General features: G+C 61.4%; 25 protein-coding genes and 1 other RNA gene. 14 read left to right on the plus strand and 12 right to left on the minus strand.

Annotation, left to right across the window (positions count from 1 at the left end; all coding sequences use genetic code 11):
• The 8 genes from AB5I78_RS21340 (at position 1) to hemN (ending at position 8,417) form a co-directional block, all read left to right on the plus strand.
• Positions 1 to 186, plus strand: coding sequence for a CcoQ/FixQ family Cbb3-type cytochrome c oxidase assembly chaperone (locus tag AB5I78_RS21340; RefSeq protein ID WP_003193169.1), 186 nt, complete (start codon positions 1 to 3; stop codon positions 184 to 186).
• Complete coding sequence (gene ccoP, locus AB5I78_RS21345; protein ID WP_242195823.1) at positions 183 to 1,160, plus strand: cytochrome-c oxidase, cbb3-type subunit III; 978 nt, start codon at positions 183 to 185, stop codon at positions 1,158 to 1,160. Before AB5I78_RS21340 ends, ccoP begins: the two co-directional genes overlap by 4 nt.
• A 336-nt stretch (positions 1,161 to 1,496) precedes the next feature.
• Entirely contained in the window at positions 1,497 to 2,912 is a 1,416-nt protein-coding gene (ccoG, locus tag AB5I78_RS21350; protein WP_369301331.1) for a cytochrome c oxidase accessory protein CcoG, read from the plus strand.
• Positions 2,913 to 2,927: 15 nt separating this feature from the next.
• Positions 2,928 to 3,467 (plus strand): FixH family protein, encoded by a 540-nt coding sequence (locus tag AB5I78_RS21355; RefSeq protein ID WP_106576345.1) that lies wholly within the window; start codon positions 2,928 to 2,930, stop codon positions 3,465 to 3,467.
• Positions 3,468 to 3,569: 102 nt separating this feature from the next.
• Positions 3,570 to 6,020 (plus strand): heavy metal translocating P-type ATPase, encoded by a 2,451-nt coding sequence (locus tag AB5I78_RS21360; RefSeq protein WP_369301332.1) that lies wholly within the window; start codon positions 3,570 to 3,572, stop codon positions 6,018 to 6,020.
• A 22-nt stretch (positions 6,021 to 6,042) separates the two neighbouring features.
• Entirely contained in the window at positions 6,043 to 6,255 is a 213-nt protein-coding gene (ccoS, locus tag AB5I78_RS21365; RefSeq protein ID WP_017735332.1) for a cbb3-type cytochrome oxidase assembly protein CcoS, read from the plus strand.
• On the plus strand, positions 6,248 to 6,931 hold the full coding sequence (locus tag AB5I78_RS21370; RefSeq protein WP_369301333.1) for a sulfite exporter TauE/SafE family protein: 684 nt from the start codon (positions 6,248 to 6,250) through the stop codon (positions 6,929 to 6,931). The genes ccoS and AB5I78_RS21370 overlap by 8 nt, the downstream gene beginning before the upstream one ends.
• 103 nt (positions 6,932 to 7,034) lie before the next feature.
• Positions 7,035 to 8,417, plus strand: coding sequence for an oxygen-independent coproporphyrinogen III oxidase (gene hemN, locus AB5I78_RS21375; protein ID WP_369301334.1), 1,383 nt, complete (start codon positions 7,035 to 7,037; stop codon positions 8,415 to 8,417).
• Positions 8,418 to 8,424: 7 nt separating this feature from the next.
• Here hemN and AB5I78_RS21380 read toward each other — a convergent pair whose 3' ends face one another.
• A complete protein-coding gene (locus tag AB5I78_RS21380; RefSeq protein WP_369301335.1) occupies positions 8,425 to 8,895 on the minus strand; it encodes a hypothetical protein in 471 nt (156 codons plus the stop codon).
• A gap of 153 nt (positions 8,896 to 9,048) precedes the next feature.
• Here AB5I78_RS21380 and fnr point away from each other — a divergent pair, with 153 nt between their 5' ends.
• Both fnr and AB5I78_RS21390 read left to right on the plus strand, forming a co-directional pair.
• Positions 9,049 to 9,783, plus strand: coding sequence for a fumarate/nitrate reduction transcriptional regulator Fnr (gene fnr, locus AB5I78_RS21385; RefSeq protein ID WP_106576340.1), 735 nt, complete (start codon positions 9,049 to 9,051; stop codon positions 9,781 to 9,783).
• A gap of 81 nt (positions 9,784 to 9,864) precedes the next feature.
• Positions 9,865 to 10,413, plus strand: a complete 549-nt coding sequence (locus tag AB5I78_RS21390; protein ID WP_145159059.1) for an adenine phosphoribosyltransferase — start codon at positions 9,865 to 9,867, stop codon at positions 10,411 to 10,413.
• Positions 10,414 to 10,521: 108 nt separating this feature from the next.
• Here the strand turns inward: AB5I78_RS21390 and AB5I78_RS21395 are convergent, their stop codons facing one another.
• From AB5I78_RS21395 to dnaX, 5 genes are all read right to left on the minus strand, one after another.
• Positions 10,522 to 11,670, minus strand: coding sequence for an acyl-CoA dehydrogenase family protein (locus tag AB5I78_RS21395; RefSeq protein ID WP_369301336.1), 1,149 nt, complete (start codon positions 11,668 to 11,670; stop codon positions 10,522 to 10,524).
• Between the two features lie 127 nt (positions 11,671 to 11,797).
• Complete coding sequence (gene recR, locus AB5I78_RS21400) at positions 11,798 to 12,400, minus strand: recombination mediator RecR (RefSeq protein ID WP_106576337.1); 603 nt, start codon at positions 12,398 to 12,400, stop codon at positions 11,798 to 11,800.
• A 66-nt stretch (positions 12,401 to 12,466) separates the two neighbouring features.
• Entirely contained in the window at positions 12,467 to 13,501 is a 1,035-nt protein-coding gene (locus tag AB5I78_RS21405) for an NADP-dependent oxidoreductase (RefSeq protein WP_369301338.1), read from the minus strand.
• Between the two features lie 133 nt (positions 13,502 to 13,634).
• Positions 13,635 to 13,973: a YbaB/EbfC family nucleoid-associated protein gene (locus AB5I78_RS21410; RefSeq protein ID WP_083357362.1), complete on the minus strand. Its 339-nt coding sequence runs from the start codon at positions 13,971 to 13,973 to the stop codon at positions 13,635 to 13,637.
• Between the two features lie 43 nt (positions 13,974 to 14,016).
• The gene (gene dnaX / locus AB5I78_RS21415) at positions 14,017 to 16,077 is read right to left on the minus strand and encodes a DNA polymerase III subunit gamma/tau (protein ID WP_369301340.1); all 2,061 of its coding nucleotides are present in this window, start codon (positions 16,075 to 16,077) and stop codon (positions 14,017 to 14,019) included.
• Between the two features lie 133 nt (positions 16,078 to 16,210).
• On the opposite strand from dnaX, the gene AB5I78_RS21420 reads away from it, so the two are divergent.
• Together AB5I78_RS21420 and AB5I78_RS21425 are read left to right on the plus strand one after the other, a co-directional pair.
• On the plus strand, positions 16,211 to 16,978 hold the full coding sequence (locus AB5I78_RS21420; protein ID WP_369301342.1) for a substrate-binding periplasmic protein: 768 nt from the start codon (positions 16,211 to 16,213) through the stop codon (positions 16,976 to 16,978).
• Positions 16,979 to 17,033: 55 nt separating this feature from the next.
• Complete coding sequence (locus tag AB5I78_RS21425; RefSeq protein ID WP_369301343.1) at positions 17,034 to 17,405, plus strand: VOC family protein; 372 nt, start codon at positions 17,034 to 17,036, stop codon at positions 17,403 to 17,405.
• Here the strand turns inward: AB5I78_RS21425 and AB5I78_RS21430 are convergent.
• Complete coding sequence (locus tag AB5I78_RS21430) at positions 17,319 to 18,278, minus strand: DMT family transporter (RefSeq protein WP_369301345.1); 960 nt, start codon at positions 18,276 to 18,278, stop codon at positions 17,319 to 17,321. The two genes, AB5I78_RS21425 and AB5I78_RS21430, sit on opposite strands and share 87 nt — an antisense overlap.
• A gap of 101 nt (positions 18,279 to 18,379) precedes the next feature.
• On the opposite strand from AB5I78_RS21430, the gene AB5I78_RS21435 reads away from it, so the two are divergent.
• Both AB5I78_RS21435 and AB5I78_RS21440 read left to right on the plus strand, forming a co-directional pair.
• Positions 18,380 to 19,243 carry a LysR family transcriptional regulator gene (locus AB5I78_RS21435; RefSeq protein ID WP_145159074.1) on the plus strand — a complete coding sequence of 288 codons (864 nt, stop codon included), beginning with the start codon at positions 18,380 to 18,382 and terminating at the stop codon, positions 19,241 to 19,243.
• Positions 19,244 to 19,302: 59 nt separating this feature from the next.
• A complete protein-coding gene (locus tag AB5I78_RS21440; RefSeq protein ID WP_369301347.1) occupies positions 19,303 to 20,199 on the plus strand; it encodes a DUF2167 domain-containing protein in 897 nt (298 codons plus the stop codon).
• A 56-nt stretch (positions 20,200 to 20,255) separates the two neighbouring features.
• On the opposite strand, the gene AB5I78_RS21445 is transcribed toward AB5I78_RS21440, so the two are convergent.
• The 5 genes from AB5I78_RS21445 to ffs form a co-directional block, all read right to left on the minus strand.
• Complete coding sequence (locus AB5I78_RS21445) at positions 20,256 to 20,579, minus strand: hypothetical protein (protein WP_369301349.1); 324 nt, start codon at positions 20,577 to 20,579, stop codon at positions 20,256 to 20,258.
• Positions 20,580 to 20,642: 63 nt separating this feature from the next.
• On the minus strand, positions 20,643 to 21,233 hold the full coding sequence (locus AB5I78_RS21450; RefSeq protein WP_145159080.1) for a hypothetical protein: 591 nt from the start codon (positions 21,231 to 21,233) through the stop codon (positions 20,643 to 20,645).
• 1 nt (position 21,234) lies between these two features.
• A complete protein-coding gene (locus AB5I78_RS21455; RefSeq protein ID WP_262208377.1) occupies positions 21,235 to 22,281 on the minus strand; it encodes an N-acetylmuramidase family protein in 1,047 nt (348 codons plus the stop codon).
• A gap of 156 nt (positions 22,282 to 22,437) precedes the next feature.
• Positions 22,438 to 23,439 carry an N-acetylmuramidase family protein gene (locus AB5I78_RS21460; protein ID WP_369301350.1) on the minus strand — a complete coding sequence of 334 codons (1,002 nt, stop codon included), beginning with the start codon at positions 23,437 to 23,439 and terminating at the stop codon, positions 22,438 to 22,440.
• Positions 23,440 to 23,656: 217 nt separating this feature from the next.
• An RNA gene (gene ffs / locus AB5I78_RS21465) (signal recognition particle sRNA small type) lies at positions 23,657 to 23,753 on the minus strand.
• Positions 23,754 to 23,829 lie beyond the last annotated feature (76 nt).

Below are 23,829 nucleotides of genomic sequence, written 5' to 3' on the forward strand. Positions count from 1 at the left end.
ATGGATATCGGGATGATTCGTGGCCTGGGCACCGTTGTGGTGATGGTGGCCTTTATCGGCCTGGCGCTGTGGGTGTTCAGCCCCAGGCGCAAGTCGGAGTTTGACGACGCAACCATGTTGCCTTTTGCGGATGACCCCGAAGCCATCAAGCACGTCGAGCAAGCGTCTAGGAGTAACAAAGAATGACTACGTTCTGGAGTCTGTACGTCACAGTCCTCAGTCTGGGTACCATCTTCGCCCTGACCTGGCTGCTGCTGTCGACCCGCAAGGGCCAGCGCACCGAGCAGACGGACGAGACCGTCGGCCACTCGTTCGATGGCATCGAGGAATACGACAACCCGCTGCCCAAGTGGTGGTTCATGCTGTTTGTCGGCACCATCATCTTCGCCCTCGGCTACCTGGCGTTGTACCCCGGCCTTGGCAATTGGAAAGGCCTGCTGCCGGGCTACAACTACCTCGACAACGACAAGCAAACCCCCTTCGCCAACGGCCAGACCGGCTGGACCGGCGTGCACGAATGGGAAAAGGAAATGGCCAGGTCGGAGGCCAAATTCGGCCCGATCTTCGCCAAATTCGCCGCGATGCCGATTGAAGAGGTTGCCAAGGACCCGCAAGCCTTGAAGATGGGCGGCCGCCTGTTCGCCTCCAACTGCTCGGTGTGCCACGGTTCCGACGCCAAGGGCGCCTATGGCTTTCCCAACCTGACCGACGCCGATTGGCGCTGGGGCGGCGAGCCGGCGACCATCAAGGAAACCATCATGAAAGGCCGCCACGCGGTGATGCCGGCCTGGGCCGAAGTCATTGGCGAGCAAGGCGTGGCTGACGTGGCGGGCTTTGTGGTGACCAACCTCGACGGTCGCAAACTGCCGGAAGGCGCCAAAGCCGATGTGGCCAATGGCGCGAAACTCTTCGCCGCCAACTGCGTGGCCTGCCACGGCCCTGCCGGTAAAGGCACGCCCGCGATGGGCGCGCCGGACCTGACCCACCCGGGTGCATTCATCTACGGTTCGAGCTTCGCGCAGCTGCAGCAGACCATTCGTTATGGCCGTCAGGGCCAGATGCCAGCGCAGGAGTTGCTGCAAGGCAATGACAAGGTGCACTTGCTGGCGGCCTATGTTTACAGCCTGTCCCATGGCGACAAGCCAGCTGAAGAGCAGTAAGACACAAAAGCAAACGGTGGGAGGGGGCTTGGCCCCGATAGCGGTGCCTCAGTGACAGTTGATCAACTGTCATGCCGCAATCGGGGGCAAGCCCCTCGCACATTTGGAGCGCATTCGACTGCCTGCAAAGCTGCAACACAGCCAAAACCGACCATACTTCACAAGTCAATTGATCCAGATCACTTACACCATCAATTGATTTCCCCCAACGCGACCAAAGGTCGCACCCGTGCAGCACTGCCGCAGGCGTATCATTACGCCACTGCAACAGCCTATTTTTGACCCCGGTTGGCACGTACTGGCCGAGGCAAATCTCCACCGCCGTGGGATGCAATGATGAGCAACCAAATACCGGTACATGACGTTACCCCGCCTGCCAAAAACGCCAGTCAGTCCGTCGACCTGTATGCGTCGCGAGAGAAAATCTACACCCGCGCCTTCACCGGCTTGTTCCGCAACTTGCGTATGCTGGGCGGCGCCGTTTTGTTCCTGCTGTATTTCGGCACCGTGTGGCTGAACTGGGGCGGGCATCAGGCGGTTTGGTGGAACCTGCCGGAGCGTAAATTCTTCATTTTTGGCGCGACCTTCTGGCCACAGGATTTCATTCTGCTGTCGGGCATTCTGATCGTGGCCGCCTTTGGCCTGTTCTTTATCACCGTGTACGCCGGCCGCGTGTGGTGTGGCTATACCTGCCCGCAAAGCGTGTGGACCTGGATCTTCATGTGGTGTGAAAAGGTCACCGAAGGCGACCGCAACCAGCGCATCAAGCTCGACAAGGCGCCGATGGGCGCCAACAAGTTCCTGCGCAAATTCAGCAAGCACACGCTGTGGCTGTTGATCGGCTTTGTCACCGGCATGACGTTCGTTGGCTACTTCTCGCCGATCCGCGAACTGGTGTTCGACTTCTTCACCGGCCAGGCCGATGGCTGGTCGTATTTCTGGGTTGGTTTTTTCACCCTGGCCACCTATGGCAATGCCGGCTGGCTGCGCGAACAGGTGTGCATCTATATGTGCCCGTACGCGCGTTTTCAAAGCGTGATGTTCGACAAGGACACCCTGATCGTTTCCTACGACCCACGCCGTGGCGAAGTGCGTGGCCCGCGTAAAAAAGGCACTGACTACAAGGCCCAGGGCCTGGGCGACTGCATCGATTGCACGATGTGCGTGCAGGTGTGCCCCACCGGTATCGATATCCGCGACGGCCTGCAAATCGAGTGCATCGGCTGCGCTGCGTGTATCGACGCGTGCGACAACATCATGGACAAAATGGAGTACCCGCGCGGCCTGATCAGCTACACCACCGAACACAACCTGTCGGGGCAGAAAACCCATAAATTGCGCCCGCGCCTGATCGGTTACGCGCTGGTATTGCTGGCAATGATCAGCCTGTTGGTCGGTGCATTTTTTATGCGCTCGCTGGTCGGTTTCGACGTCAGCAAAGACCGTGTGCTGTTCCGTGAAAATGCCGAAGGCCGTATCGAAAACGTCTACAGCCTGAAGATCATGAACAAGGACCAGCGCGACCACACCTATGTGCTCGACGCCTCGGGCCTGCCGGACCTCAAGCTGCAGGGTCGACGCGAGATCAAAGTGGCGGCCGGGGAAATCCTCAGCCTGCCGGTCGAGTTGTCGAGCGCACCCGAGCAACTGCCGTCGAGCACCAACGAGGTGACATTCGTCCTCAAGGATGCCGATGACGACAGCGTCCACATTGAAGCCAAGAGCCGTTTCATCGGCCCACAAGTTCGTTAACAAGAGAGCACGACAATGCCCGCAGCTACTGCCGCAAGCCCTTGGTACAAGCACCTCTGGCCGTGGATCATCATTGGAATCCTGACCTGTTCGGTGACCTTGACCTTGTCCATGGTGACCATTGCGGTGAAGAACCCGGACAACCTGGTCAACGACAACTACTACGAGGCCGGCAAAGGCATCAACCGTTCCCTGGACCGCGAACTGCTGGCCCAGACCCTGCAACTGCGCGCCGCGGTGCACCTGGACGAACTGACCGGTGAAGTCGACCTGCACCTGACCGGCAACAGCAACCCGACCACCCTGGAACTGAACCTGATTTCTCCGACCCAGCCGGAGAAGGATCGCAAGATCAATCTGGCCCGCAGCGACAGTGAACCGGGCCGCTACATTGGCCAGGTCACCGACAAGGTCGAAGGCCGACGCTTTGTGGAATTGCTCGGTGTCGAGGGCGACAGGACCTGGCGCCTGTTCGAAGAGGAACAGGTCAGCCACGACAAGGACTTGCTGCTGGGTGATGAGCCGTTGCAGGGCGCTGAAGACCTGAAGAAGTAATAAGCCTGCGCTTCGCGCATCGCGGGCAAACCGGCTCCCCATTGCTGTGGGAGCCGGGCTTGCCCGCGATGAGGCCCTCCCCGCCGACTAAGATCTAAACCCATGAGCACCCCAACCCCCTGCTACCACTGCGCCCTGCCCGTCCCGTCCGGCAGCCGGTTCACCGCCGTGATCCTCGGCGAGCGCCGCGAACTGTGCTGCCCGGGATGTCAGGCGGTGGCCGAAGCCATTGTGGCCGGCGGGCTGGAAAGCTATTACCAGCACCGCAGCGATGCCTCGGCCAACCCCGAGGCGCTGCCGGTGCAACTGGTGGACGAGTTGGCCATGTACGACCGCGCCGACGTGCAAAAACCCTTTGTGCGCCATGACGGTGATCTCGCCGAAACCACCTTGTTGATGGAAGGCATCAGTTGCGCGGCCTGTGGCTGGCTGATCGAAAAACACCTGCGCAGCCTGCCTGCGGTGGCCGAGGCGCGGCTGAACCTGTCCAACCACCGCCTGCACGTGCGCTGGGCCGACGCGCAATTGCCGCTGAGCCAGTTGCTCAGTGAGCTGCGCCATATCGGCTACGCCGCCCATCCTTATCAGGCTGACCGCGCCGCCGAGCAGTTGGCCGGAGAAAACCGTCTGGCCTTGCGCCAATTGGGGGTGGCGGGGTTGCTGTGGTTCCAGGCGATGATGGCGACCATGGCCACTTGGCCCGAATTCAATATCGACCTGAGCCCGGAGCTGCACGTGATCCTGCGCTGGGTGGCGATGTTTCTGACCACGCCCATCGTGTTCTACAGCTGCGCGCCCTTCTTCAAAGGTGCGCTGCGCGACCTGCGCACGCGCCACCTGACGATGGACGTGTCGGTGTCCCTGGCGATTGGCGGCGCGTATCTGGCCGGCATCTGGACCGCTATCACCGGCGTCGGCGAGCTGTATTTCGACGCGGTGGGCATGTTCGCGCTGTTCCTGCTGGCCGGCCGTTACCTGGAGCGCCGAGCGCGGGAACGTACGGCCGCCGCCACCGCTCAACTGGTCAACCTGTTGCCCGCCTCGTGCCTGCGCCTGAAAGCTGACGGCCAGAGCGAACGCATTCTGCTCAGCGAATTGGCCGTGGGTGACCGCGTGCTGGTACACCCCGGCGCGGTGCTGCCGGCAGACGGCGTCATCCTCGACGGCCAGTCAAGCATCGATGAAGCCCTGCTCACCGGCGAATACCTGCCGCAGCCACGCTACCTGGGCGATGTGGTGACGGCCGGCACACTCAACGTCGAAGGTGCGCTGACCGTTGAGGTCCGCGCCCTGGGCCATGACACGCGCCTGTCCGCCATCGTGCGCCTGCTGGAGCGTGCCCAGGCCGAAAAACCGCGCCTGGCGCAAATCGCCGACCGTGCCGCGCAATGGTTTCTGCTGTGCTCGCTGATCGCCGCGGCGGTGATCGGCCTGCTGTGGTGGGAACTGGACGCCTCGCGGGCGTTCTGGATTGTGTTGGCGATGCTGGTGGCGACCTGCCCGTGCGCGCTCTCTTTGGCCACGCCAACCGCCCTCACCGCCGCCACGGGTACGCTGCATAAACTCGGGCTATTACTGACCCGCGGGCATGTGCTGGAAGGCCTGAACCAGATCGACACGGTGATTTTCGACAAGACCGGCACCCTCACCGAAGGCCGCCTGGCGTTACGTGCGACCCATCCCTTGGGCGCGCTGAACAGCGATGATTGCCTGGGCCTCGCCGCCGCCCTGGAAAACCGCTCCGAACACCCGATTGCGCGGGCTTTTGGCCGTGCGCCGCTGGCCGCCGAAGAAATCCTGAGTTTCCCCGGCCTGGGCCTGGAAGGCCGTGTGGGTGAGCGCCAACTGCGTATCGGCCAACCGGGGTTTGTCTGCCAATTGAGCGGTTGCCCAACTCCCGCCTCGCCGGACGACGCGGGCCAGTGGCTGCTGCTGGGTGATCGTGACGGCGCACTCGCCTGGTTCGTGCTGGATGACCGTCTGCGCAGCGACGCGCCGGCCCTGTTGGCGGCATGCAAAGCGCGCGGTTGGCGCACGTTGCTGCTGTCCGGTGACAGCTCGCCGATGGTGGCCAGCGTCGCCCGCGAACTGGGTATCGACGAAGCCCACGGCGGCCTGCGCCCCGACGACAAACTGCAGGTGCTGCAACAATTGCACAAGGAAGGCCGCAAGGTGCTGATGCTTGGCGATGGCGTCAACGATGTGCCAGTGCTCGCCGCTGCCGATATCAGTGTGGCAATGGGCTCGGCCACGGACCTGGCGAAAACCAGCGCCGATGCCGTGCTGTTGTCCAATCGTCTCGACGCGCTGGTGCAGGCCTTTACCCTGGCGCGGCGCACCCGTCGGGTAATCCTCGAAAACCTGCTGTGGGCCGGGCTGTACAATGGCCTTATGCTGCCGTTTGCCGCGCTCGGCTGGATCACGCCGATCTGGGCGGCGATCGGCATGTCCCTCAGCTCGTTGACTGTGGTGCTCAACGCCTTGCGCCTGACTCGCCTGCCGAGCGCGCCGACTGCAAGTGCCCCCTTAGTAACCCGCCCGCTGCCGGCCTGAGCCGCGTGGGCATGGAGTGCAGATGCCAGCTCTATACGTGATGATTCCAGCGGCGCTGCTGTTAGTCGGCGTCGCCATCTACATCTTCTTCTGGGCGGTGGACAGCGGCCAGTACGACGACCTCGACGGCCCGGCCCACAGCGTGCTGTTTGACGATCAGGACCCGAACCACCTGGCGGCTGTCGACGAAGCCAACGGGCCCGAGCAACCGCCCAAAGATCCGCCCCATGCTTGAACTGGCGCCGCTGCTGGTCTCCGCGCTGATCCTTGGCCTGCTGGGCGGCGGCCATTGCCTGGGCATGTGCGGCGGGCTGATGGGCGCACTGACCCTGGCGATCCCCAAAGAGCAACGCTACCGGCGCTTTCGCCTGCTGCTGGCGTACAACCTGGGGCGCATCCTCAGCTATGCCGCCGCCGGCTTACTGATCGGCCTGGCCGGCTGGGCGGTGACCAACAGCCCGGCGGCGATGTTCATGCGTGTGCTTGCCGGTTTATTGCTGATCAGCATGGGCCTGTACCTGGCCGGTTGGTGGAGCGGCCTTACGCGCATCGAAAGCCTAGGTCGCGGCTTGTGGCGCTATATACAGCCCGTCGCCAACCGTTTGCTGCCGGTGTCCAGCCTGCCCCGCGCGTTGCTGTTGGGCGCGCTGTGGGGCTGGCTGCCGTGCGGCCTGGTCTACAGCACATTGCTGTGGGCGGCGAGCCAGGGCAATGCGGCGGACAGTGCGTTGCTGATGCTGGCGTTCGGGCTCGGCACCTGGCCGGTGTTGCTGGCGACCGGGCTGGCCGCTGAACGCGTCACAGCCGTGCTGCGCAAACGCAGCGTGCGTGTGGCGGGAGGCTTGCTGGTAATTCTATTTGGCCTGTGGACCTTGCCCGGTCCGCACCAACACTGGCTAATGGGCCATTAAATCGCCATGTGGCATAGCGCCGCTCCCCGTTGATGCAAATCAACATGCCCTGCCCGGCGCGCCCCTAGACTCGGCCCACTAGCCAATCCGGGGGACCGCCCGCATGCTCGACGCCATTCGTTGGGACACAGATCTGATTCACCGCTACGACTTGGCGGGGCCGCGCTACACGTCCTACCCCACCGCCGTGCAATTCGACAGCCAGGTCGGCACTTTCGACCTGCTCCACGCCCTGCGCGACAGCCGCAAGGCCGTGCGCCCCCTGTCGCTGTATGTGCATGTGCCGTTCTGCGCGAACATTTGCTACTACTGCGCCTGCAACAAGGTCATCACCAAGGACCGTGGCCGCGCCCAGGCTTACCTGCAACGCCTGGAGCAGGAAATCCAGCTGGTGGCCTGCCACCTCGACCCGAAACAACCGGTCGAGCAGTTGCACTTCGGCGGCGGCACACCGACCTTTCTGAGCCACGACGAACTGCGCCAGGTCATGGCACGCCTGCGCCAGCACTTCAATTTGCTCGACGATGATTCTGGCGACTACGGCATTGAAATCGACCCGCGTGAAGCCGACTGGGCGACCATGGGCCTGCTGCGTGAACTGGGTTTCAACCGTGTGAGCATCGGCCTGCAAGACCTCGACCCCGAGGTGCAGCGTGCGGTCAACCGCCTGCAGAGCCTGGAAGAAACCCGCGCCGTGATCGATGCGGCGCGCACCTTGCAGTTTCGCTCGATCAATATCGACTTGATCTACGGGCTGCCCAAGCAAACGCCGATCAACTTCGCACGTACGGTGGAGGAAGTGATCAGCCTGCAACCGGATCGCCTGTCGGTGTTCAACTACGCGCATTTGCCGGAGCGTTTCATGCCGCAACGGCGGATCAACACCGACGACCTGCCCTCCCCGGCGGAAAAACTGCTGATGCTGCAAACCACCATCGAGCAGTTGACCCGCGCGGGCTATCGCTACATCGGCATGGACCACTTCGCGCTGCCGGATGACGAACTGGCCGTCGCCCAGGAAGAAGGCACGTTGCAGCGTAACTTTCAGGGCTACACCACCCACGGGCATTGCGACCTGATCGGGCTGGGCGTGTCGGCGATCAGCCAGATCGGCGACCTGTACTGCCAGAACAGCAGTGACCTCAACCACTACCAGAACGCCCTGGCCGGTGCGCAACTGGCTACCAGCCGTGGCCTGGTGTGCACTACGGATGATCGGTTGCGGCGCGAAGTGATTCAGCAGTTGATCTGCACCTTCAGCCTGAAATTCGAGCAGATCGAACAGGCCTTCAACATCGATTTTCGCGGCTATTTCGACGAGCTATGGCCGCAGCTGCAGACGATGGCCGCCGATGGCCTGATCGAGCTTGATGCTCAGGGCATTCGCGTATTGCCTGCCGGGCGCTTGCTGGTGCGCTCGGTGTGCATGGTGTTCGATGCCTACCTGGAGCACCAGAACAGGCAACGATTCTCGCGGGTGATCTAGGCGTGAATTATTTGGACAGCAGCGTCATTGCTTCCATTTGAGCTTCAGGCGATTCATCTTTCAGCGATTTGGACAGCTGCCCCTGGGCGGTCATCAACCCGGACTGAATCGAAGCAATATCCCCCTGCAAACCGGCGACCTTCGCCTGGCGTGCCTCCGGGCTCAGGGCCGTATCATTCATGGCTGCTGAAAGCTGAGCCATCTTCTCGGCAAGCTGCTTCCTGAGTTCGCGGATCATTTTCAGCATCTGTTTGATGGTGTCTTTCAGATTGCTGTCGTCGATGTCTTTGTTGGGGTTGCTACCGGCTTGAGAAGCCTTGAGCCCTGCCCCGGATATCTTCACCACCACACCTTCGCCGGGCGTGGGTGGAGGCGCAGGTTTGTCATCGACCTTCTTGCCCGCAAGCGCATCAGCGGCCGTCAAAACCTGCGGGGCCTTGGTAGTAATGACAGGGTTATTGAAAGGGATTACCGACATGACCTGAGCTCCAGCTCATAGGGATTCACCTATGTATCGGCGTCGATACATAAACCTTTATGCACGTGCCGCTTTTTTGTACACGCTGGTCTGATCCCCCCTCGGTGCGTTACCCTTACGTCTTATGTGTGTTTTCCCACAAGGATTTAAGAAATGTCCGAGCCAGTCAAACTGCGCGCTCACAGCCAGGCTCACTGCAAGGATTGCAGCCTGGCTCCCCTCTGCCTGCCACTTTCGTTGAATCTGGAAGACATGGAAGCGCTGGACGAAATCGTTAAACGCGGCCGCCCGCTGAAAAAGGGCGAGTTTCTGTTTCGCCAAGGCGACAAATTCGATTCCGTTTATGCAGTGCGTTCAGGCGCGTTGAAGACGTTCAGCCTCAGCGACAGCGGCGAAGAGCAGATCACCGGGTTCCACCTGCCCAGCGAACTGGTCGGGTTGTCCGGCATGGACACCGAGATTCACCCGGTGTCGGCCCAGGCGCTGGAGACGACATCGGTGTGCGAAATCCCCTTCGAACGCCTGGATGAACTGGCCCTGCAATTGCCGCAGCTGCGTCGCCAATTGATGCGTGTGATGAGCCGCGAGATTCGCGACGACCAGCAGATGATGCTGTTGCTGTCGAAGAAAACCGCCGACGAGCGGATCGCTACGTTCCTGGTCAACCTGTCGGCGCGTTTCCGTGCCCGTGGGTTCTCGGCCAATCAGTTCCGCCTGAGCATGTCGCGCAATGAAATCGGCAACTACCTGGGCCTGGCGGTGGAAACCGTGTCCCGCGTGTTCACGCGCTTCCAGCAAAACGAGCTGATTGCCGCTGAAGGCAAGGAAGTGCATATCCTCGATCCGATCCAACTGTGCGCGCTGGCCGGCGGCTCCCTGGAAGGTTGATCCAGCCGCTTGCGGCCGCGCCAATCGGCGAGGCCGCAGGTATACTTCGAGTCCGTTTTCCGCTCCCAGGACTCTTCGACGATGACCTTCGATTCGTTCGACATCAAATCCCTGATCCGCCCTGTCATCGACTTCCCCAAGCCAGGGGTTATCTTTCGTGACATCACCCCGCTGTTCCAATCGCCCCGCGCCCTGCGCCTGGTCGCCGACAGCTTTGCCCAGCGTTATGTCGAAGCCGATTTCACCCACATCGGCGCGATGGATGCACGCGGCTTTCTGATCGGCTCGATCATCGCCTACCAACTGAACAAACCGCTGATTCTGTTCCGCAAACAGGGCAAGCTGCCGGCTGACGTGCTGGCCGAGGGTTATCAGACCGAATACGGCGAAGCGTTTCTTGAAGTGCACGCAGACAGCCTGTGCGAAGGCGACTCGGTGCTGATGTTCGATGACCTGATCGCCACCGGCGGCACCCTGATCGCGGCGGCCAATCTGGTGCGGCGCATGGGCGCGAGGATTTTCGAGGCGGCGGCGATTATCGACCTGCCGGAACTGGGCGGCTCGCAACGCCTGCAAGACATGGGCATTCCGACGTTTTGCCTGACGCAGTTTGCGTTGACAGAGCGTTAAGAGACGTCTGTCAGGGCCTCATCGCGGGCAAACCCGGCTCCCACAAGTGACCGCGTTCCAATGTGAGAGCTGGCTTGCCTGCGATAGCGCCCGAAAGACCACCACCCATCAAAGCCCCATCTGCTTGCTGATGATTTCATTCATCACCTCGCGCGTGCCGCCGCCGATGGACAGGATGCGATTGTCGCGGTACAGCCGCTCCACCAAATTGCCGCGCATGTAACCCTGGCCGCCAAGGATCTGCACCGCGTCATAAGTCACGCGGTCGGCGGTGTCGGTGGCCAGGTTCTTGGCCATGGAAATCTCCTTGATCACACTTTTGCCGGCCGCCATCTTCGCCGCCTGGCGGTAGGTGAATTCCCGCGAAACCTCCACCGCCGTGGCCATTTCCGCCAGCCGGTGCTTGAGCACCTGGAATTTGCCGATGGGTTTGCCGAACGCTTCGCGCTGGGCGGCCCATTTGAGACTCTCCTCCAATGCAAGCTGCGCGGTCATATTGGCCATCAGCGCCAGGGCCAGGCGCTCACTCTGGAAGTTGCCCATGATGCAGGCAAAGCCCATGTTCTCGACGCCGATCAGGTTGCCCACCGGCACATGGCAATCGTCGAAGAACAACTCAGCCGTGTCCGATGCCCACCAACCCATTTTCTTCAGCGGCTGGCCGACCGTGAAACCGGGCGTGTCTTTCTCGATGAGCAATAAGCTGATGCCGCCAAAGCCCGGCCCGCCGGTGCGCACCGCGACCGTGTAGAAGTCGGCACGCACGCCACTGGTGATAAAGGTTTTGCTGCCGCTCACGCGGTAATGCTCGCCATCGCGGATGGCGCGGGTTTGCAGGTTGGCGACATCGGAGCCGCCACCCGGCTCGGTAACCGCCAGCGCGCTGATCTTCTCGCCGGCCAATACCGGAGGCGCAACACGCTCGCGCACCTCGGGCCGTGCCCATTTGACGACCGGTGGCAGGCCGATATCCAGCGAACCCAGGCCAGCCACCACACCACCGGAGCCGCAGCGCATCAGCTCTTCGCTGGCGGCGACCTTGGCGAACAGGTCACCTTCGTGACTGCCGCCCAGGCTTTCGGGGTAACCGATGCCAAGGATTCCCGCCGCGCCGGCCTTGAGGTACAGCTCACGCGGAAAGCTTTGCGCTTCCTCCCATTGCTCAATGCCCGGCAACATCTCGCGCTCGACAAAACGGCGCACGCTGTCGCGAACCAATTGGTGGCTGGGGTCGAAGTAGTCCTGATAGGCAGACATCGGCAAGCTCCACGGTGGGGTGGAGCGAAATTACCAAGCGCTTGCTTGGTTTTCAAGGTCCCCCTTACACCACAAAACCACTGTGGGAGCTGGCTTGCCTGCGCCCACATTTGAACAGCGGTGTGGCTTAGAGGGCGATCGGCTTGCGGCCTGCAAACGAATGCGCCAGCGTCCCGCCGTCCACCAATTCCAGCTCGCCGCCCAACGGCACGCCATGGGCGATGCGCGAGGTGATCAAGCCTTTGTTGGTCAGCAGCTGGGCGATGTAATGCGCGGTGGCTTCGCCTTCCACCGTCGGGTTGGTCGCCAGGATCACCTCGGTGAACGTGCCCTGCTCTTCTATGCGCGCCACCAGTTGCGGAATGCCGATGGCTTCCGGCCCCAGGCCATCGAGCGGCGACAAATGGCCCTTGAGCACGAAGTAGCGCCCGCGATAGCCGGTCTGTTCCACCGCGTACACATCCATCGGCCCTTCCACCACGCACAGCAGCGTGTCGTCGCGACGCAGGTCGGCGCATTGCGGGCAAAGGTCTTCTTCGGTGAGGGTGCGGCACTGGCGACAGTGGCCCACACCGGTCATGGCTTGGCTCAAGGCCTGGGCCAACCGGGTGCCACCGCTGCGATCACGCTCCAGCAGTTGCAGCGCCATACGCTGGGCGGTTTTCTGACCGACACCCGGCAAGGTGCGCAAGGCGTCGATCAGTTGGCGAATCAGGGGGCTGAAGCTCATGAGCGAATGGTCCGACAAAACAACGAGACGCGGTTTATACCCGCGCCCCGGATTAGCGTCAAATGGTCAATCCTGCGCGACGCGTACCACCAACTTGCCGAAGTTGCGTCCCTCGAGCAAACCGATAAAGGCTTCAGGCGCCTGCTCCAGGCCCTCCACCACGTCTTCGCGGAACTTGATCTTGCCGTCCCGCACCCACGGCGCCATGGCGCTGAGGAATTCGGGCTGGCGATCGCCGTAGTCGTCAAACACGATAAAACCCTGGATGCGCACGCGTTTGGTCAGCAAAGTGCGTTGCAACGCGGGCAGCCGGTCCGGCCCGCTTGGGGCTTCATGGGCGTTGTAGCCGGCAATCAGGCCGCACAAGGGAATGCGTGCCTTGGGATTGAGCAGCGGCAATACCGCGTCGAAGACCTTGCCACCGACGTTTTCATAATAGATGTCCACGCCGTTGGAGCACGCCAGGGCCAGCTCATGGGCAAAGTTGGCGCTCTTGTGATCGATGCAGGCGTCAAAACCCAGCTCGTCCACCACGTAGCGGCACTTGTCCGCGCCACCGGCGATGCCCACCACGCGCAAGCCCTTGAGCTTGGCCACCTGGCCCACCACCGAGCCGACTGCGCCGGACGCCGCCGCGACCACCAGGGTTTCGCCGGCCTGGGGCTGACCAATATCCATCAACCCCATGTACGCCGTCATGCCCGGCATCCCCAGCACACCCAGCGCCATCGACGGGCTGGCCAGGCCACCGGGCACCGGCATCAGGTTACGGCCGTCGCTGATGCTGTGGCTCTGCCAGCCCGTGGAACCGACGACCAGGTCGCCAACTTCAAATTTCGGATTACGCGACTGTTCGATACGGCTGACAGCGCCACCGGTCATTACCTCGTCGATTTCCACTGGTGCGGCGTAGGACGGTGCGTCGCTCATGCGGCCGCGCATGTACGGGTCGAGCGACAGGTACAGCGTTTTCAAGAGCACCTGGCCGTCCGCCAGCTCCGGCAGATTCACGCGCTCCAGGCGAAAGTTTTCCGGGGTTGGCGCACCTTGCGGGCGCGAGACCAGCACGATGCGCTGGTTGAGAATGGGTTCTTGAGGCATGAGGGGGCTCCTTTATCGAATGCGTCGGTATAGGGTGCAGACCATGCTTGCCACGCCAGGGTTCGATTGGATCGGCACAAACAAAAATGCCAGGCACTGGGCCTGGCATTTGATTCTAGCCAAGGCTAGACCATCAGAACGGCATCTTCATGCCCGGTGGCAGTTGCATGCCAGCGGTCACGCCGGACATTTTGTCCTGGCTGTTGGCTTCGATCTTGCGCACGGCGTCGTTGACGGCCGCGGCGAACAGCGCTTCAAGCATTTCCAGGTCATCTTCGCTGGTGCCTGGCAATACGCTTGGGTCGATGCTCACGCGCTTGATGTCGTGACGACCGGTCATCACCACGCTAACCATATCGCCACCGGCTTTACCGGTGACTTCGGCGTTGGCCAGTTCTTCCTGCATCTTGGCCATCTTTTCCTGCATCTGCTGTGCCTGCTTCATCAGGCCGGCCATGCCACCTTTCATCATGGGAATCACCTCAAAAGTACGTGGATCAATTAATAGCCCGGTGTCATGAAGCTTGGGGCACCGGGGCTTCGACAGGTTCAATAGTATCGTGACGCACGACCGCACCGAACTGTTGCATCATTTGCTGGATGAGCGGATCAGCCTGGATAGAGTTCTCGGCATCGCGCTGACGGTTGATGCGTCGGCGTGTTGCGGCCTGGGCCGGGGTTTCCTGCTCGGGCTTGATCAACTCGATGGTGATGGTCAGCGTGCGCTCATGGTACTGGTTCAATGCATCGTTGAGCCGGCGTTGCTGGGTCGCGTTGAACAGCGCGCTGTGCGCCGGGTCCAGGTGCAACAGCCAGTGATCGCCATCGATGGCAATCAAGGTGCAGTTGGCGGCGATGCTGCCGGTCATGCCGGAGATCGGCAACTTCGGAAACAATTCTAGCCATTGCAGCGCCAGGCCGGTGGCCGGGGCCGCAGCCGGTTCCGCCTCGGGCTCGGGTGCAGGCTCAGCGGTGTGTTCGCTGGCCAGGTCATCGAGGTAGCTGTAGGCCGAATCCATGTCCGGCTCGATGTAATCTTCGTCCAGCGGCGGTTCATCATCGAGGTCGATGCCGGGTATTGCGGCTTCAACCTGGGCGACGGTCGGCTCTGGAACCGGGGCAGACACCCACTCGGGTGCGTCCGGCACCACGCTGTCGGGCGTCGGCGTCGGCATCGGCGTGAGTTCGGGCTGCTCACCGCTGGTTTCCAGCACGGGCTCCACGGCAGGCTGCAGTTCCACTTCGGGCTCGGCGTCTACCGGGTCATTCCACGGCAGGTCGACCACGGCTTCGGGCTCAGGCTCGGTCACCGGCGCCGGCGCGATGGCTGGCGCAGCCGTCACCGGCTCTGGCGCAGCCACTACCGGCTCAGGCGCAGGCGCAGCAACTACTGGCGCGACTACGGCCGCGCCAGCCACTGGTTTGGCGGAATCAACTGTGGCCTGGCTGATCCCCACTGGCTTTAGCGGCTGTCTCGGCGCGTCGGCCGCATCCGCCGGTCGGAACGCCAGCATCCGCAGCAGGACCATTTCAAAGCCACCGCGCGGGTCCGGTGCCAGCGGCAGGTCGCGGCGCCCGATCAGGCCCATCTGGTAGTAGAACTGCACATCTTCGGCCGGCAATGCCTGGGCCAGCGCCAATACGCGGTCGCGGTCGCCATGGCCGTTGTCGACACCTTCAGGCAACGCCTGGGCAATCGCAACGCGGTGCAAGACGTTGAGGATTTCCGACAGCACGCCGTTCCAGTCCGGGCCTTGTTCCGACAAGTGGCGCACCGCCTCGAGCAACGCCTTGGCGTCGCCCTCGATCAGCGCGTGCAGCACGTCGAACACCTGGCCATGGTCGAGGGTACCGAGCATAGCGCGCACGTCGGCGGCCATCACCTTGCCTTCGCCAAAGGCGATGGCCTGGTCGGTGAGGCTCATGGCATCGCGCATCGAACCATCGGCCGCGCGGCCAAGCAGCCACAGCGCGTCGTCTTCGAACGGCACGTTCTCGACACCCAGCACGTGAGTCAAATGCTCGACCACGCGCTCAGGGGTCATGTTTTTCAGGGAAAACTGCAGGCACCGCGACAGAATCGTTGCAGGAAGTTTCTGCGGGTCGGTGGTGGCCAGGATGAATTTGACGTACGGCGGCGGCTCTTCCAGGGTTTTCAACAACGCGTTGAAGGAATGGCTGGAAAGCATGTGCACTTCGTCGATCAGGTAGACCTTGAAGCGGCCACGGCTCGGTGCGTACTGCACGTTATCGAGCAACTCGCGGGTGTCTTCGACCTTGGTGCGGCTCGCGGCGTCGATCTCGATCAGGTCGACGAAACGCCCTTCATCGATCTCGCGGCACACCGAACACGTGCCGCAAGGCGTGGAAGTGATACCGGTTTCACAGTTCAGGCATTTGGCGATGATGCGCGCGATGGTGGTCTTGCCCACCCCTCGCGTGCCGGTGAACAGGTAGGCGTGGTGCAGCCGTTGGCTGTCCAAGGCATTGATCAGAGCCTTGAGCACATGGGTCTGGCCGACCATTTCGCGGAACGAGCGCGGACGCCATTTACGTGCAAGAACCTGATAACTCATCGAAAACCGTCGCAACTGGGAAGCGGAAGCCGGTAATGCTAGCGGAGCAAGGGGGAAATTGCATCCGGCACGCTCGTCTAATCTGACTAAGCTCTGCTCAATGGCCCCGCAAAGGCCTGAACCCGGAGAGTGTATGCGCGTAGTCCTGGGCGCCTTATGGATGATTTCCCTTGCCAGCCTCGCGGCGCCTGCGCCGTTGCGTTTCTCGGTTTCCGACAGCTGGGCGATGCCGATGGCCCAGGTGGAGGACAGCCAGCCCACCCAAGGCATTTTGTATGACTTGATGTTAAGCCTGGCCACCCAGATCGGGCGCCCGGCCGAGTTTCACGTGCTGGCGCGGGCACGCATCGCCAACGCCATGGCGCATGGCGACATCGATGTGCGCTGTTATGTCGCCCAGGACTGGGTCGACAGCCTGTCCGGCGACTACACCTGGAGCGTGCCGCTGATGGTGCAACGCAATGTGCTGGTAAGCCGCCACGCGACGCCGCAGCCTGCAGAAGTCGGTACGCTGACGCCTCAGCCGATCGGCACGGTGCTCAACTACCGCTACGCTGTGCTCGACCCATTGTTTGCCACTGGCCAGCTCACCCGCGACGATTCGCGCAGCGAAGCCTTGGTGCTGCAAAAGCTGGTCGCCGGGCGTTTTGAATACGCCGTGATTAACGAATGGATACTCGAACGCTTCAATTTGAACCTGCCGCCGAACCAGCGGCTGCAAAAGGTCGCGATCATCGACGAGCAAAGCCTGGGTTGCATCGTGCGCAACGACCCGAACGTGCCGGTACAGCGGATCTTGCGTACGCTGCTGCGGATGAAGATGTCGGGGGAAATCGACGACATCATCAACCTGTACACCGGCGAAAGTGAGCGATCACCGCTCACTCCTGACAAGAACTGACAGGGCATCCCTCTAGACTGGGCGCACTTGAACGCCCATTCCCAAGGAGTCTACAATGCACACCGTCGCCCATTACTTCCTGCTCTACGTCGACAGCCCGGCCACCAGTGCCAACTTTTATAGCCGCCTGCTGGATAAGCCGCCGGTTGAACTGAACCCCACCTTTGCCCTGTTCATCCTCGACAACGGCGTAAAGCTGGGGCTGTGGTCGCGCCACACGGTGGAGCCTGCGGCCCAGATGACCGGCGGCGGCGGTGAGGTGGGCTTTTCCCTGCCAGACCAGGCCGCCGTAGACGCCCTGCACGCTCAGTGGGTGGCGCGCGGCGCAACCATCATCCAGTCACCGACCCGTTTGGATTTCGGCTACACCTTTGTCGCCCAGGACCTCGATGGCCACCGGCTGCGCGCGTTCTGCATGAGCGACTGACCGCCAGCGGCCCTCCAGGCTGATGGCCGCCACGCTGGCCAGCACCATCACACCGCCCAGCATCACCTGCACGGCAATGTGCTCGCCCAGCAGCGTCGCGGCCATCACCATCGCGACCGGCGGGATCAGGTACATCGCCACCGACGCTCGGCTGACCTCGACGTGCTTCAACACATAGGCCCAGGCGAGGTACGCCAGGGCGCTGGGGAAAATGCCTAGGATCAGCACCGCGAGGTTTTCCGCCAGCGGTGCCTGCTCCACGGCATTGGCCAGGCCTGGCAGGTTCACGCACAGCATCAGGGTGCCCGCCCACACCATGTAACACGCCATGGTCAGCGGGCTGTAGCGATGGGCATAGTGTTTCTGGATGGCGAAATACACGCTCCATGACACCGCCGCCAGCACAATCAGCAAACCGCGCGGGTCAATATCGCCCACGCCATGATCGCCCCAGATCACCACCAGCACGCCAAGCAAGCCCAGCAACACACAGCCCCAGCGCCAGGCACTGACGCGCTCTTTCAAACACAAACACGCGATCAGCACACTGAACAGTGGCGCCGACTGCGCCAGCACGCTCGACGCCGCCGCCGTCACCCATTGCTGCCCATAATTGAGGCTGGTGTGGTGCAAAAACACGCCAAAGAACCCCAGCACCAGTAACCACGGCAGGTCGCGCAAACGCGGCCGGCCAATGCCTACCGCCAATGCCACACCGCCCATGAACACCGACGCAATCAGAAATCGCAGCAACGCCAACTGGCCGGGGTTGTAGCTGTGCAACCCCATGTGCACGCCAATCGGCGAATAGGCCCAACAGAGGATGACGCCGGAGATGACTAGCGTAAGCTTTGCGGGTGACGGGGTATTCATCGGCGGCGTCCGGCAACTGAGTAGGATGCCGTCAGTCTTGGCCCCGGCAAGGCGCAGGACAATTAAGCGTTTCTGACTTCTGAAATCACTGGAACTGAGCAATGGAACTGGCCCAACTGAAAATGGTGCGAGCCGTGGCGCAAACCGGCAGCGTGGCCCAGGCCGCCCTGCAATTGCATTGCGTGCCGTCCAACATCACCACGCGGATCAAGCAGTTGGAAAGCGAGTTGGGCACGCCCTTGTTTATCCGTGCCGGGCGCGGGTTGGCAATCAGTGCCGCCGGGGAAATCTTCCTGGACTACTGCGAGCGCATTCTGGCGCTGGTAGACGAATCCAAACGCGCGGTGGATGCCGACGCCATCCCCCGCGGCACCTTGCGCATCGGCGCGGTGGAGTCCAGCGCCAGCGGCCGCCTGCCGCCCTTGCTGGCGGAATACCATCGGCGCTACCCGGACGTCTCGCTCGAGCTGGTCACTGGCGCCTGGGCGCAGTTGCTGGACGACCTGCAACACCATCGCCTCGATGTGGCGCTGGTGGCCTGTGGTGGCAAACGCGCCAAGCTTGAACACAGCGTGGTCTACAGCGAACGCCTGGTGCTGATCGCCAGCGCGTCCAGCGCCCCGATCAACAGTGCCCAAGACCTGGCCGGTCGTACGCTGCTGGTATGGCCTGCGGGCTGTCCGTATCGCGCGGCGCTGGAGAACTGGGTCAAACCGCATGCTTTCAAACCGAGCATCGCCAGCTATGCCAGCTGGGGCACGATCATCGGTTGTGTCAGTGCGGGGATTGGCGTGGCATTGGCGCCGGAAGGCATCCTCGCCCGCTATGAGCAGGCCAATCAGTTGGCCTCCTACCGGTTTGAAGAGCTGCAGGCCGTGGACAACCTGCTGTTCTGGCACAAGGACACCCAGCGGCATTTGGCACGGGACGCGTTTGCCGGGCTGCTGCGGGAGACTTTTGGCTGACCCGGGCAGCAAATTTCAGTATTCTTCCGCGAAATTAATTCAAAATGTAAGGGACTACCATGAATTACTTCCGCGTGTTGATAGCGGCGGCTGCGCTGAGCCTGTCTGCCCTACCCGTCTTTGCTGCACCTGCGCCCGCCGACGCCAGCGCGCCGGCTGAAACGGCTGAACACTTCCTCGCCTCACTCAAGCAGAAGACCGGCACGGTCACGCTGCCCAGTGGCATTGCCACGCTCAAGCTCAACGACGAGTTCTACTACCTCGACCCCGCCGACACCGAGCGCCTGTTGACCGATGGCTGGGGCAACCCACCCGGCTTCAAAACCCTGGGCATGATCGTGCCAAAAGCAGTCAGCCCCTTGTCGGAACGCGGCTGGGGCGTGATCGTCAGCTACAAGGCTGACGGGCACGTTTCCGACGAGGACGCGGCAAAAATCGACTACGCCGAACTGCTCAAGCAAATGCAGGAAGAAGACGAGGAAGATAACAAGCAACGCCAGAAACAAGGCTACGCCGGCCTGCACCTGCTGGGCTGGGCCGAACCGCCGCGCTACGACGATGCCACCCACAAAATGTACTGGGCGCGCGAGCTGAAAGCCGACGACGCCCAGCAAACCACCCTCAACTACAGCATCCGCGTGCTGGGCCGTGAAGGCGTGCTGGAACTCAACGCCGTCGCCGCCATGGCCGACCTGTCCACCATCAAGCAGGAAATGCCCAAGGTTTTGGCCTTTACCAACTTCACCGACGGCAACCTGTACACCGACTTCAACCCCAAGACCGACAAGCTGGCCACTTATGGCCTGGCGGCCCTGGTGGCCGGCGGGATAGCGGCCAAGGCCGGGTTGTTTGCCAAGATCGGCATCTTCCTGCTGGCGGCGAAGAAGTTCCTGATGGTCGGCGTTGTGGCGCTGTTCGCCGTGATCCGCAAGCTGTTCAACCGCAACAAGGCCTGAACCCCGGGCATAAAAATGCCGCAACGTGCATGACACGTTGCGGCGCAGGGGTTGGCTCAGTGCTGCGCAGCAGGCTCTGGCGGCTGCGCGCCCGGGCACGGGTTGACGATCGCAAACTCATCCACAGCCGCCATCCCTGGTTTGTAGCCCGGCACCGTTACATAGCGCAGCACCCGATTACCGGTGAGCTTTACAAATGAGCCCTCGATACCGGTGAACACCTTCTGCTGATGGCTCAACAGGTAATCGAAGATCTTGTCCTTCATAGGGACATTGATTGCGCCACGCGGCGTGATCGGGGCAAGCATGAAGGCATCATCGTGGGTAAACACGTAGAAGGTTTCGGGTTTGCCGCGCCCATCCGTCACTTTTGCGCACATCACCTCATCGACACGCAGCGTCCCGACCGGCAGGTAAGACTTGTCCTGGTAGAGGGGCGCGGTTCAGCTTTTGGGCGCAGTCAGGCGGCTGTATTGATCCTGGCGGATCCAGCCGGTGAACGAGCGGTCCTTGGCATTGGTGAATTCAACCTGAGCCCAGCCGTCCTTGAAAGCCAGTACGCCGACCACATCGTCCTTGACGATATACGGACGCTTGCCCGCGCTTTCGCCAGGGGTTTTGAGCAGGTAAGCCTTGTCGGCAGTGACCGTCACCAGGCCGATCCACTGTTTGCTGGCGGTTTGGGTCAGGTCCAGCCCGGTGGCGATTTCCGGCATCAGCACGCTGAGGCAACCGGGGTGCTGGCGGCCTTGTTCCACGGTCAGCGTCACGCCATCGGACGAGGCCGTCACGCTGCCAGGGTAGGCGTCGTCGACCCAGGTCGTCAGCGCTTCGGGCGCGCCTTGCAGGTAAAACGTACAGGTGCGGGTTACGCCCTCACCCAACGCTTCCGAATAGAAACCTTCGACTTGATGCTCAGGGGTGACCGCCAGCATCAGCCCTTCGTACTTGCCTGAGTGCAAGGCTGTTTCGTCTGCACATGCAGGCGCGATAGCGCACAACGACAAAACACCCACTGCCAGAAAACGCATCATCTTATTTCTTCCCTTCCAGTGCTTCGTAGGCCTTCTTGATACGGCGGTCATAGTCGCCGTAATCCTCGCCGTTATAGTTTCGCGCCATGGCCACGTAGTCTTTGTCTTTCATGGCTTTGATCAACGCCGGGCTTTTGCTGCAAAAACCGAGGAACGCCTTTAATTGGTTGCCGGCATTGATCTTCAATGCCGCGGCAAATTCGAACACGGTCTTGTAACCACAGGAGGCGTAGTTGAACCCCATGATCTGGAACATACCCCAGGACGCCGACATCAAGGCCGCTTCCTGATCCAGCGCAAAGGCGGTGGCCATGGTTTCCCAGGCCTTGGCCTGGTCCTTGTTGTTGACTTGCCACTGCGGCCCGGCCTTCCTCACGTAGACATACGACAGCAGTGGATGTGCCTGGTCGTAGATGTGCTTGGTGTACTTGCGAAACAGGTGCCCTTCAAAAGCGATCACCGGCAGCTGGGCCGGCCCGAAACCGGAACGCCCGCCGGACTCCACGGTGGCGAACGCCTTGATGATATTCACCGAAATACCGCTGCCCAACTGTGTGGCGGCGTTCTGGAAGTCGGTTTCGGTGAGCGTCATGCCGCCGTCGCACGTGGGCTGTAGCATCAATTGCCGGTTGCGTCGCTCGGCCTCGATCATCGCACGCATGCGGTCCAGGTACACATTGACCGTGGCCTGCACCGCATCGCCGTTGTTATTGCCGAACGCGTTGAGAAAGCTTGGAATGCGCATCGTCGGAAACGCCTTCACCGGCACTTTCACCGCTTCTTCGATCAGGCTGTTGAACGTACGACCGGTGGGGTCGATCACCCCATCGGGGTGCGCGTATTTAAGGTGGCGAAACTGATACTGGCTGATGCACTGCACCAACTGGCCGTCGCACTTGCCATTTTCGGCCAGCGGAAAACCCATCTTGGGAATGATCAAATTGAATAAATACTGGATGCACTGAACATCGGCAGGCAAGTTGCGCGCTTTACCGGGCGCGCCCACCGAAGCACTGATAAGACGGGGCAATCCTTGCAGGCTTTTCATCACTGACATCCTTGTAAGTTAAAGAAGTGCTGGCACTTCAATATCAATGCAGCGCTCTTGTTACACCTCGAAACAAGTGGCTGGCGGAAACTAACAAGATGGTTTTGGGTTGTCCAGTGGGCGCTTTGCACGTTGTGAAACAACCGTCACGCACGGCTACTTTTTCCTCTCCAGCGCCTCAAAGGCTTTCTGGATTCGCTTGTCGTAATCACCATAATCCGCCCCGTTGTATTGGGCAGCCATGCCCGCGAAGTCCTTGTTCTTCATGGCCTTGAACAAGGCCGGGTTCTTGCGGCAAAAACCGACGAACGCCATCAACTGCTGGCCGGCGTTGAGTTTCATCGCGCTGACGAAATCGAAGACGCTCTTGTAACCGCAGGCGGCGAAGTTGAAGCCCATGATCTGAAACATGCCGTACGACGCCGACATCAACGCCGCTTCCTGATTTAACTTGAACGCATCGGCCAGGGTCTGCCACGCCACCGCCTGGGTTTTGTTGTTGGCTTTCCATTGCGGGCCGGCTTTTTCCCGGTAGGGGTATGACAGGAGGGGATAGGCCTTGTCGTACTTCTGCTGGGTGTATTTGCGAAAGATGTGACCTTCATACGCGATCACCGGCATCTGGGCCGGGCCGAAGCCGGATCGCCCACCAGATTCCACAGTGGCGAACGCCTTGATGATGTTCACCGAGATACCGCTGCCCAGTGCTGTCGCGGCGCTTTGAAAGTCAGCATCGGTCAGCGTCACACGTCCATCACAGGTGGCTTTTGTAACCCAATGCAGTGTGTCTGGTTGGGCCGGGGCAGGCGCCGGAGGGCGTGGCGGGGTTGGGGCGACAGCGGTACCGGCCGAGTCGTTGGCCGGGGTCACGGGAGTTGTCTTGCGCGCGTCTTCGAGCAGGGCGCTGAACGTTCGGCCTGCCGGGTCAATCACGCCGTCGGGTGTGGCGACCTTGAGACGATTGGATTGATAGTCCTTGATGCGCTGGACCAGCAGCGGGCCGCACTTGCCATCCACCAGCAAAGGCGAAGCGGGTTTGGCGGTGATCAGGTTGAATAGATTCTGAATGGATCGAACATCATCGGAATCATTACGGGCCTTGCCGGGGGTGCCGACGGAACCACTGATACGACTGGGTAAACCTTGGAGGCTGTGCATGGCAATCATCCTTTCTGATTGAAGGAGTGCCATCACTTCTTTACTACTCCAGCACCACGGTCATTTTTTGAAAAAAACCCATGATTGACGCTAGCAGACGGTCGAAGGTTGTCCAGCAAAAAGCCGTCATGGCTGCGCACTACAGATGGGCAGATGACTGAAGAAACGTTTTTTGATTTGAAACAGAGGGGGTTGCGGGAGAGCGTTATGGAGGCAACCCCACCAGCCACACCCCGGCACACAATGTTCCCGCTGTGGCTGCTGCCTTCCGGCTCTGACCAGGTTCACGGGTAATCGTTGCGGGGGGACCGATGGGGTCACCATAACGACGCTCGCCTCTCGGCAAGCCGCGCCATTGTACCGATCTCATCGGAAGTTACAACCGTTGGT

This window comes from Pseudomonas sp. N2-3-1-14 (genome assembly GCF_041228395.1).
Lineage (GTDB): Bacteria > Pseudomonadota > Gammaproteobacteria > Pseudomonadales > Pseudomonadaceae > Aquipseudomonas.

Bases quoted from the DNA above. Each gene is read 5' to 3' on its own strand.
- AB5I78_RS21460 (WP_369301350.1), bottom strand. From the start codon at position 23,439: ATGCACAGCCTCCAAGGTTTACCCAGTCGTATCAGTGGTTCCGTCGGC.
- ccoP (WP_242195823.1), top strand. From the start codon at position 183: ATGACTACGTTCTGGAGTCTGTACGTCACAGTCCTCAGTCTGGGTACC.
- AB5I78_RS21405 (WP_369301338.1), bottom strand. From the start codon at position 13,501: ATGCCTCAAGAACCCATTCTCAACCAGCGCATCGTGCTGGTCTCGCGC.
- dnaX (WP_369301340.1), bottom strand. From the start codon at position 16,077: ATGAGTTATCAGGTTCTTGCACGTAAATGGCGTCCGCGCTCGTTCCGC.
- recR (WP_106576337.1), bottom strand. From the start codon at position 12,400: ATGAGCTTCAGCCCCCTGATTCGCCAACTGATCGACGCCTTGCGCACC.
- AB5I78_RS21445 (WP_369301349.1), bottom strand. From the start codon at position 20,579: ATGTGCGCAAAAGTGACGGATGGGCGCGGCAAACCCGAAACCTTCTAC.
- hemN (WP_369301334.1), top strand. From the start codon at position 7,035: ATGCTCGACGCCATTCGTTGGGACACAGATCTGATTCACCGCTACGAC.
- AB5I78_RS21340 (WP_003193169.1), top strand. From the start codon at position 1: ATGGATATCGGGATGATTCGTGGCCTGGGCACCGTTGTGGTGATGGTG.
- AB5I78_RS21410 (WP_083357362.1), bottom strand. From the start codon at position 13,973: ATGATGAAAGGTGGCATGGCCGGCCTGATGAAGCAGGCACAGCAGATG.
- AB5I78_RS21355 (WP_106576345.1), top strand. From the start codon at position 2,928: ATGCCCGCAGCTACTGCCGCAAGCCCTTGGTACAAGCACCTCTGGCCG.
- AB5I78_RS21380 (WP_369301335.1), bottom strand. From the start codon at position 8,895: ATGTCGGTAATCCCTTTCAATAACCCTGTCATTACTACCAAGGCCCCG.
- AB5I78_RS21435 (WP_145159074.1), top strand. From the start codon at position 18,380: ATGGAACTGGCCCAACTGAAAATGGTGCGAGCCGTGGCGCAAACCGGC.
- AB5I78_RS21395 (WP_369301336.1), bottom strand. From the start codon at position 11,670: ATGTCTGCCTATCAGGACTACTTCGACCCCAGCCACCAATTGGTTCGC.
- AB5I78_RS21360 (WP_369301332.1), top strand. From the start codon at position 3,570: ATGAGCACCCCAACCCCCTGCTACCACTGCGCCCTGCCCGTCCCGTCC.
- ccoG (WP_369301331.1), top strand. From the start codon at position 1,497: ATGAGCAACCAAATACCGGTACATGACGTTACCCCGCCTGCCAAAAAC.
- AB5I78_RS21430 (WP_369301345.1), bottom strand. From the start codon at position 18,278: ATGAATACCCCGTCACCCGCAAAGCTTACGCTAGTCATCTCCGGCGTC.
- fnr (WP_106576340.1), top strand. From the start codon at position 9,049: ATGTCCGAGCCAGTCAAACTGCGCGCTCACAGCCAGGCTCACTGCAAG.
- AB5I78_RS21420 (WP_369301342.1), top strand. From the start codon at position 16,211: ATGCGCGTAGTCCTGGGCGCCTTATGGATGATTTCCCTTGCCAGCCTC.
- AB5I78_RS21370 (WP_369301333.1), top strand. From the start codon at position 6,248: ATGCTTGAACTGGCGCCGCTGCTGGTCTCCGCGCTGATCCTTGGCCTG.
- AB5I78_RS21390 (WP_145159059.1), top strand. From the start codon at position 9,865: ATGACCTTCGATTCGTTCGACATCAAATCCCTGATCCGCCCTGTCATC.
- AB5I78_RS21440 (WP_369301347.1), top strand. From the start codon at position 19,303: ATGAATTACTTCCGCGTGTTGATAGCGGCGGCTGCGCTGAGCCTGTCT.
- AB5I78_RS21450 (WP_145159080.1), bottom strand. From the start codon at position 21,233: ATGATGCGTTTTCTGGCAGTGGGTGTTTTGTCGTTGTGCGCTATCGCG.
- AB5I78_RS21455 (WP_262208377.1), bottom strand. From the start codon at position 22,281: ATGAAAAGCCTGCAAGGATTGCCCCGTCTTATCAGTGCTTCGGTGGGC.
- AB5I78_RS21425 (WP_369301343.1), top strand. From the start codon at position 17,034: ATGCACACCGTCGCCCATTACTTCCTGCTCTACGTCGACAGCCCGGCC.
- ccoS (WP_017735332.1), top strand. From the start codon at position 6,043: ATGCCAGCTCTATACGTGATGATTCCAGCGGCGCTGCTGTTAGTCGGC.